This is a genomic window from Zhongshania aquatica, assembly GCF_027257955.1.
Taxonomy (GTDB): Bacteria; Pseudomonadota; Gammaproteobacteria; order Pseudomonadales; family Spongiibacteraceae; genus Spongiibacter; species Spongiibacter aquatica.
In genome coordinates this window covers 1-9,045 of the sequence record NZ_JANZNQ010000052.1, presented here as the reverse complement: position 1 = coordinate 9,045, position 9,045 = coordinate 1, and the positions used below count along the sequence as shown (strand labels likewise).

Sequence of the window (9,045 nt, the reverse complement as noted above, 5' to 3'; positions counted from 1 at the left end):
ACCTGATCACCCGTTGCGATAAGTCCCGTAAAGTGATCACTTTGAATCGCAATGAGTGATCACGTTCGTTCGCGACAGGTGATCACGTTGCGTCGCAGGCGGTGATCAGGTTGGGCCGGAATACGCAATAACAGAAGTGATGATTTTAACCGGGCTTTTTTATCAAAGTTGAACGCTGAAACAGGGCTCGATTTTCTAGGGAATGATGCGTCAAGATTAGGCGATTTTGAGCTCCTAACGTTTCCTACCCTTGATAATAAAGGAAGAAACCTCTTCCATGTGGAGTGGATAAATAAAGGGGAGTCACTTTCGATTTCTCTAGATCAATGGCAAGAAAGTATTTTCACTGCATTTAATTTTGTTATTAGCGTGATTAACGATAACAGTGTTGTCTATTCCACTCTTGTTTATCAATCATGTGACGAAGTAGGGCGTGTGAAGTTTGATTATTCCATACCGAAGCATTTATCAAAAATTGTTGATGGCACTAAGATAGATGTCTATGCCAAAGACGAATCGGGTAACTATTTTCTCTACACTAAATATGCTGTCACTTATATAAGGGAGATACACCTCAGTTCTAATATCGTTACAACAAAAGTTCGTATCAAGAGTCCGTGGCTTTCCAAGCATGCAAAACCCTCTGACAAAAGAAAAATAGACGAAGTGGAAGATTGTTCCAAAACTGCCGATGGTAGAACTACCGAAGTGGTCAGTAAGCAGGGTGACCCTTGGGTCTCTGCGAATAGGGAGCTTAGATCTTATGTCGATCAATCTCAGACAGTAATATCGGAAGGTCGATTCTTTTATCAATATGAGCAAGGAAAGGGATCGGGACGGATTGATTTTGCTATTTGGTTTAAGAAACAGGTGAGTGAAAGTCCAGGTTCTAAGTTCTTCATATTTGATCCGTATTTTGAGGATGTCGGTGCCAGTCTGCTCGCCGCACATGCATCGGATAGGTCTGAAGTTATTGTTTTAACAACGAGAGAAAGATACCCAGATACCGTCACTGAAGAAGACGGTTCTTCTGATGGAGAATTTGATGCGGATGAAGAGGTAGGAAATAGCACGCCAGTATATCAAGAGCGCATCAATAATCTTCTGGCTTGTTGTGAGAGGTTGTCGCCCCTTTTATCGCGGAAAAAGCTCATGGTGTATGCTTTGCCGCCTATAACGGGTAAAAAACCAGCATTTCATGATCGCTATATTCTTGTCCTAGATAGTACTGACCAGCCTGTTAGGGGCTTTAATTTGTCAAACTCAATACAGCTAGCCACTGAAAACTACCCCTTACTGGTTACTCCTATTCCAGCAGATGTTTTACCTGATGTCGTTGAATATGCCGAAAATGTTCTTGCTAATTCTAGTTCTGAGCCTTCGGATAACCTGAATTTCGTAAATGATGTTCCAAATCTGATATACGATTCAAAAGTGCACGCTACTTCTACTGTAGGGAAATTGAGGGTTGAGCCTCTGGCTGTGCTCGATAACCCCTATGCGGGAATTGTCCTGTCTGCTTGGTTGTGTGAGCCGTCGTTGAAAGCGCATGTTTCGTCTGGCTTGAAGGAGCAGTTGGATACATTGGGATATATTCAGGGGGAATCGCTAAGAGGGGACAAGTACCTAGTCTTGGGAGACCTTGGGGATTTACTTTCAACCTGCTCAGATGACGAGTTTACTGTCTATTGGCGTGTTGCTGGAGCATTATTCGCACACACACTTATGGGGGATTCTCAGAATCTTTATGAGGGAATGTCCTCTCCCATACTGCTACAGCGGTTCATGAATTTCCTGTTGCTCCAGGATGGGGAAGGTCGAAAAGAAAGGAATGATCTAACGGGACGTTTAGACCTGTCACAAGATCTAGCATATTGGCTGATTCATTTAAGAGGCACTGAAGACTATATTGAAAGATTTAGTTCCAAATTAGGGTGGGCCTCTTACTTTGCGATAAAGATTCTATGGAACTGTGATCCTGCTCGTGCCATTCAGTTGCTAGAAAGCATGATCACTAGAAGTATTGAAAGCCCCGAAGATACTTATAGCGACTCTTTATGCCGTCAGTTAATTAGTGAAATATCATTGAATATCGAGTTCGGTATTGATGATAAAAAAATACGTCTTCTCATGGGACAGTCATCCGATTTCATGATTTGGATGGGGTTTTGCGCTCTGGAAAGATCCATTTCATCTGAACATCGTAAAATTTCTCTGCTACGTGACGGGGGCTTTACGGGTGCCAGGAGGGTGCAATTTTTAGGGTGGGTGATTAATCGATCTAGTCCTTATAAGGATAAAACGGGTGACGTTTTCCAGCTGTATGTGGATGAGCTTCTTCGGGTCGTTCCCGCTCATTTAACAAAGTCTGACTTGTCATCTTTGGTTGATGCGCTTCGCGGTAGAATGCGAATGCTTGGATGGTGCGAGCCTTGGATGTTCGAGTCCATTATTAGGCCTTTGATCACCGAAGGTCGAGTTGAGGCGGATGATCTCTGTGATTTATGGATTTCTGAATTAGTGTCCGTGATGAATGAATTCCTAAAGGGAGGAACAGGACTGTTTACTTTGAAGACTGAGGGGCAGCTCACCAATATATCGGCTTATTACATGTCTATTTGCTCTTTGCCCGCATTCAATCGCAGTGTTAAAGAGCTATCCAGAATCGTTAGACAAGTAAATGGCCCTATTAAGGCTCCACTTTCAAGCACGGTAGACTGGGGGCGTTGGGATGCCTCTCTTAAAGTTGCATTTTGGGTATATGGATTTACTCAGTGGTTAGAGTATTTCTTGAACAGGTCTGCGCTGCCAAATGAACAGTACGAAAAGTTGAAGGCAGACTCATTCGAATTAGCGATGTATCGGCATGAAGATGAGTGGAAGGCTATGGATCACGATGGCGGTGAGTTTGCTGTCTTTCTCAGAGATCGTGCGGAACTATCGAGCTAGGCTTATAGTATGGTTGGGCATTTGTAGAGTGAGGTTGCTCTGGTTGTATTTCAGGGCAGTTTTAGCTTATAAAGGAAGCATTAGCCCTTTGCGTTTGCGGGATGGGGTTGGTTCGTTTGATTTTTAATCAATTTGAAAATAAATAAAACTTTTTTAAATTTTTTCTAATTATGGTATTTTTCATGGTATATAGGCATTTGATGATTGTTAACTTATTTTTTGCAAAAAGAAAAAATGGCTTATTTACCATTGAGTGGGAATGATCTGGCACTATAGCTGAGGCTTCATGGTCCTGTCGCTGAGCGATAGACTGAGTAAAAAAACAGTATCTCAAAGGCGCGGACCATGCCCCACGCTGCAGCGGCCAGGACAGGGATGTGGGGCGATACCAACGCCACCGGCTTGAGCAGACTCTGCTCTATTGGAATCGTCGACGAGCATTATTCGGCTTTCACGGCTCATCTGGCGGCGCAGGGCAGGGGACTGCTGGTTTATGTGCAACGGGAGTTCGAGAATTAGCGCCAACGCGGTCGTTTCGAACGCGGGTGCGTTGCGAGTCATGGCACGCTGAAGCCCAATGGCAAGGTTCGCTATCCACTGAAGACGCCGTACAAGGGTAGCACTGCGCATGCGATTGAAATTGATGGCGCACATCCTGGTGGGCCACCCTGCGGTCGTTCAAATCGGCAATCCTGTGGACTTGTCATTGCTGCATTGCTGCCAAAGCCAAGAGTCAATCTCACTCGTTTCCACGATGTATTTGCCCCCAATAGCGGGCGCCGTGCTCTGGTGACATCCGCCAAGCGAGGGTAAAGGTAGCAAGCTTAAAGCGCCCGATGAGGCGTAAAACCAAACGCCGGAAGGCCATATCGAGACGTGTCGAGAATGCGGCGGAGCCATGGCTGTCATGCCCAATCCATTCGCTGCGCTCGCGGGGCAGGCTCTTGCCTGCATCGAAGACACCGGTGGTGATCCGGAAGATCCTGAATTACTTTAAGGAAAAAGGTGAATGCTAGGAAAGGCTAGCGCTCGGCTGGCGGTGTAGTGCGAGAGAGTCACAGGGCCGTAAATCCAGCCGATTTAACCTGCATTAGAGTGTCTGGCCGTAAAATCGCCGGCTTGCACGGGTTAGTTTTTCAGTGAAAAGGGGGGGGATACTCCTTATACTTAGGCCGAACTCTGTGAAGAACAGTAAATACCAAGGGAAGACATCGTCTTCCCTTGGTTAAAAAGACACTCAAGCAGTTTTTAACGATAGGGGAGATGGCACTTTTCCCGTCAGAACAGGCGCTATTCGCCGTAAATAGCAGAGTACAACATGGACGATAACAACAAGAATCTTCAAATAGACCAAACCAAGATTATTACGCCAAAACGATGAGAATTTCATTGCGTTGTCTTATTCGGCACCCTATGAGGCAGTTAATGCTCTACTCTAGCTCGGACCTTTTACGTAAAGTTCTGACTTTGTAAACTTCATAGCACCCCACAGAATAAAAACACTCTCTATAAATCTCACCGACAGGGAACTACTGGGAATGATACTGACTTTAAAGACCTTATCCTCAAACTTTCGTTACGCCGCACAAGCAATACTCTTATTTACTCTGTTGAGTCCCGGCGCGAGCGCCGAATCCAATTCCTACCCCGTGAAACAGCAAACGGTCTATGACTTAAAATCAGTCTTTGCCTCGGTACAATCAATGGACATTACCCAAGGTAGAGCTCGTATTGGGGGCACATTGGTCGAATTGCTTGTCGATGAAGGTGATATTGTTAAAGCTGGGCAAAAATTAGCCTTGGTTCGCGATGCCAAACAAAAATTGCAAATTGCTGCTATCGCCTCAAAATTGAACTCTCTGCAAGCGCAATTACAGCTCGCCACAACAACCTTAAAGCGAGTTTCGACGCTGCATAATACCGGGAAAGCTAGCCAAGCTGAGCTCGATAAGGCACAAACACAGGTCGATGTAGTTACTGCTAATATCGCCGCACTTAAGCTCGATCAGGCTGTCATCCGCGAAGCACAATCTCAGGGTGATGTATTTGCACCCGCTGGGGGGCGAGTCTTGAATATCAAAGCCATTCAGGGTGCTGTCGTCATGCCCGGCGAGCCGATAGCAGATATTGCCGCTGATAGTTATATCTTGCGCCTGTTACTGCCCGAGCGCCATGCCCGTTTTATCAAAAAAGGCGACACCGTATTAGTCGCGGAACGTGGCATGCTCGATGTCAATGAAGAGACCTCCCAATCAACACGTCGCGAAGGCACTGTGTCGCAGGTTTATCCTGAGCTCAACAACGGGCGTGTAGTGGCCGATGTTAGTGTCCAGGGGCTCGGTGATTTTTTTGTTGGCGAGAGAGTTCGAGTTTGGGTGTCCACCGATAAACGCCAGACGTATGTTATCCCAGAATCGTATATCCACCTTCGTTATGGCCTAAGTTTTGTTTACCTCAGCAACGGTTCTGAAATCGTCATCCAACCCGGCAGTAAACTCGATGGCGGCATAGAGGTACTATCCGGCCTGAACAATGGCGACACACTGGTGCACAGGCCGACATCAAGCCCAGTACAAACCAATAGCGCGGGGCAATAATCATGTCCATGGGTATCGCAGGGCGCACCACTCAGGCCTTCATTCAATCAGCGCTAACACCGGTTATTTTAATTATTTCGGTTATTCTCGGCGGCATGGCGCTCATTAGCATGCCGCAGGAAGAAGACCCTCAGATCACCGTTCCCTTCGTCGATATTTTCGTCCCCACTCCTGGCCTAAAGGCTGAGGATGTCGTCGAGTTGGTTACCAAGCCCTTTGAGGATATTTTAAAGGGCATTGATAATGTCGAGCACGTCTATTCCATGACCCGCGATGATGGCATCGCCCTTACCGTGCGTTTTGATACGGGTTTCGATGACGACACCGCTGTCGCCCGGGTTAATGATGCGATTGATGCCAACCGTTATCGCATACCGGCCGACTTACCGGCACCCTCGGTGATTGGTCGCAGTATCGATGATGCGGCTGTCGTTGTCCTTACTCTGTCACCCAAACCGGGCAATAAAGGCCGCTGGAGTTCAGATACGCTCTACGACCTCACCGAAGAGCTAAAGCACGAAATCATTAAGGTCGACGATGTTGGGCTAACCTATATTATTGGTGGCCACCCTAAAGAATTGCGCATCGAACCTTCTCCCGAACTCCTCTCTCTCTACGGCATTACCCTCAACCAGGTCGTTGAGAAAATTCGCAATGCCAACTCATCATTTAGCGCGGGCAGTTTACGTAATAACAACCAGCTCACACCGGTCATTATCGGCCAAACTCTGCATAGCACCACGGAAATTGGCCTGCTAGTCATCACCACAGTTGATGGTCGCCCGGTATATCTACGCGATGTTGCCAATATCGTTATTGATGCCAGCCTGGGGGAACACCGAGTATCACAACTCTTGCCGATCAGTGAAGACGGCAAAAGTTACGAGCGCCTACCCGCAGTAAGCTTGTCTATTGGCAAACGCAATGGAGCCAACGGCGTGGCTATTAGCGAAGACATATTAAAGCGTCTAGAGCTGGTGCGCGGTGATTTGATCCCTGAAGATGTCAATGTCGAAATTACCCGTGACTTCGGAGAAACCGCTGGCCACAAGTCCAATGAAATGATGTTCCATCTCATCCTCGCCACCGCTGCTATCGTCATTATTATGGCGGCATTTTTAGGCTGGAGAGAGGGCGTCGTGGTGCTGCTGGTAGTACCCGCGACCATCTTATTGACCTTTTTTACCTGCTGGATGCTGGACGTCACACTCAATCGGCTCACCATGTACGGCATTATCTTCTCCATCGCGATTCTCGCCGACGACGCCATTGTAGTGATAGAAAATGTCTCACGGCACTGGAAAATGTTTGACGAACGCAGCTTGTTAGAAAAAACGATTGACGGTGTTTCCGAAGTGGGCAACCCAACGATTATCGCCACCTTTACTGTGGTGATGGCGATGCTGCCAATGCTCTTTATTCACGGTTTTATTGCGCCCTTTCTCGCACCTATTCCCACCGCAGCCATTGCCGCGATGATTTTCTCTCTTTTCCTCGCTTTTAGTGTTGTGCCCTGGGCTATGCTCAAGCTCCACCCGGAGGCTAGCGACGCTGACAATGCCAAGGGTGAATCAAGCGCAGAAATGCTCGAAGATGAGAAAGAGGTCAAGGGTGGTTTTTTTGGCCAGGCTGTTCGCAGTACGCTAGGCGGCATGATCAGCACACCTAAACGCGCCAAATACACCGTGTTTGCCATTGTCGCCTTTACCCTGCTGACCTTCTTACTCCCTTATTACAAACTTGTTCTGTTCAAAATCATGCCTTTTGACGACAAACAAGACATTCAAATACAGTTTGATCTGCCCGAGGGCTCAACACTTGAGGCGACAGACCGTACCTTGGTTGAAGCCGCTAATTTAATTAGCGATATTGAAGAGATTCAAAACATCCAACTCTATGCTGGTGTCGCCGGCCCTTTTAACTTTTACGGACTGGTGCGCCAAGACTACCTGCGTAATTCTCCTGAATTGGGCGAGGTTCGCATTCGGCTGTCATCCACCTGGGAGCGCAAGCGGGAAAGCCACGAAATTGCGATGGAGATAAAACAGCGCTTAAAAGACTTAGTGCTGCCAGAAAACACCACGGTAGAACTGGTTGAATCACCTCCAGGACCACCAGCCCCTTACATTGTGGTAGCTGAAGTTTATGGGCCAGACGCTGAAACCCGACGCCAAAACGCGCGCAAAATTCAGCAAGCCATGAACCAGGTGCCTTCCCTCGCCGAAACCGATAACTCCCTCGGCAACCCAACAGTGCGCATGCGTATTGCCATTGATCAGGAAAACCTTGAGTTCCACCAGGTCGATGAAGGCGTGGTGTACAGCACCCTTGCGGCTCTATTACAAGGGGTCGAGCTCGGTTACTCCCACCGTGGTGATGGCCGCAACCCCATCCCCATTGTGCTACACCTGCCTAAAGAGTCACTCACCTTGGGAGAGCGCCTGTTATCTACGCCCATACCGACGATAACGGGTGAAACCAGAGAGCTGGGGGATGTCGTTAGTATTAGCACGGAGCCTGCCTCCTATCCCATCTATCGACGAGACGGGCGCTTTGCCGACCTAGTGACGGCTAGCATTCGTGGTGAACATAAAGATGCTCCTATGTACTCCTTGTATGATGTTGAACAGGTCATCAACGATATGGAGTGGCCTGAAGGCATGAAGCCCGATGTTCGCTACTTCGGGCAGCCCGAAGATGAGAGCAAACCCACGTTACTCTGGATGGGTGAATGGGATGTCACCCGCGAGACTTTTACCGAGCTCGGCACTGCCTTTAACTACGCTATCTTGGGCATTTATATTCTCGTCGTTGGCCAATTCAGCAGCTTTAAAACCCCGTTGGTTGTTCTGTTGCCCGTACCCCTGGGCTTCTCGGGCATCATCCTCGGTCACTGGATCATGGGTGCCACCTTCTCTATGCCGTCCACCATTGGTCTGATCGCCCTGTCGGGAATCGTGGTGCGCAACTCGATTTTACTTATCGAGTTCATCCACATGAAAAGTCGAGAGGGCGTACCAATGCGCACTGCGGCACTGGAAGCTGCGGCCATTCGCGCCAAACCGATTTTTCTCACCGCCCTAGCGGGCATTGCCGGTGCCGCTTTTATTTTGCCCGATGCCATGCTCCACGGCATGGGAGTATCACTGATGTTTGGCCTTGCCTCATCGACCATACTGACATTGATGGTAATACCTGCAATGTATGTCTGGCTGCGCGATGACGGGCGCGAAGTGTCGCCAGAGGTCACAAAGACAAACCATTAAACGTTCAATTTTCAGTCGCTAACTTCCAATAAAACGCCTTTGCTAGCATTAGCCGAGGCTTTTTATTGGTTAAGAACGAACTGTTACAGCTAAAGGTTAAACTTACTGTAAGCGTCCGGCAAACCCACATTGCTACGGCCGCCAATTATGCGGCAGTAGTTCGCTGATCTTTGACGCACGCTGTGTCGGCAACCTTTCCATTACGTCTTTCAGGTAGGCCTGGGGGTTGAGGC

Annotated in this window: 5 protein-coding genes; 3 read left to right on the top strand and 2 right to left on the bottom strand. The window is 48.0% G+C overall.

The window, feature by feature from the left end; all coding sequences use genetic code 11:
* The first annotated feature begins 120 nt into the window (after window positions 1-120).
* Window positions 121-2,949: a VPA1262 family protein gene (locus O9X78_RS20110; RefSeq protein ID WP_269621497.1), complete on the top strand. Its 2,829-nt coding sequence runs from the start codon at window positions 121-123 to the stop codon at window positions 2,947-2,949.
* A 330-nt stretch (window positions 2,950-3,279) separates the two neighbouring features.
* Here the strand turns inward: O9X78_RS20110 and O9X78_RS20105 are convergent, their stop codons facing one another.
* Window positions 3,280-3,603, bottom strand: coding sequence for a hypothetical protein (locus O9X78_RS20105; protein ID WP_269621496.1), 324 nt, complete (start codon window positions 3,601-3,603; stop codon window positions 3,280-3,282).
* Window positions 3,604-4,487: 884 nt separating this feature from the next.
* Between O9X78_RS20105 and O9X78_RS20095 the strand changes: the two genes are divergently transcribed.
* Both O9X78_RS20095 and O9X78_RS20090 read left to right on the top strand, forming a co-directional pair.
* Window positions 4,488-5,546, top strand: a complete 1,059-nt coding sequence (locus O9X78_RS20095; protein WP_269621495.1) for an efflux RND transporter periplasmic adaptor subunit — start codon at window positions 4,488-4,490, stop codon at window positions 5,544-5,546.
* Window positions 5,547-5,548: 2 nt separating this feature from the next.
* The gene (locus O9X78_RS20090; protein ID WP_269621494.1) at window positions 5,549-8,812 is read left to right on the top strand and encodes an efflux RND transporter permease subunit; all 3,264 of its coding nucleotides are present in this window, start codon (window positions 5,549-5,551) and stop codon (window positions 8,810-8,812) included.
* 132 nt (window positions 8,813-8,944) lie between these two features.
* On the opposite strand, the gene O9X78_RS20085 is transcribed toward O9X78_RS20090, so the two are convergent.
* Window positions 8,945-9,045: transposase domain-containing protein (locus O9X78_RS20085; protein WP_269621308.1), on the bottom strand; the 101-nt coding region annotated here is incomplete at its 5' end.

What these genes read in the sequence shown, in the direction of transcription:
- O9X78_RS20095 (WP_269621495.1), top strand. Translation starts at nt 4,488, where the DNA reads ATGATACTGACTTTAAAGACCTTATCCTCAAACTTTCGTTACGCCGCA.
- O9X78_RS20090 (WP_269621494.1), top strand. Translation starts at nt 5,549, where the DNA reads ATGTCCATGGGTATCGCAGGGCGCACCACTCAGGCCTTCATTCAATCA.
- O9X78_RS20105 (WP_269621496.1), bottom strand. Translation starts at nt 3,603, where the DNA reads ATGTGCGCCATCAATTTCAATCGCATGCGCAGTGCTACCCTTGTACGG.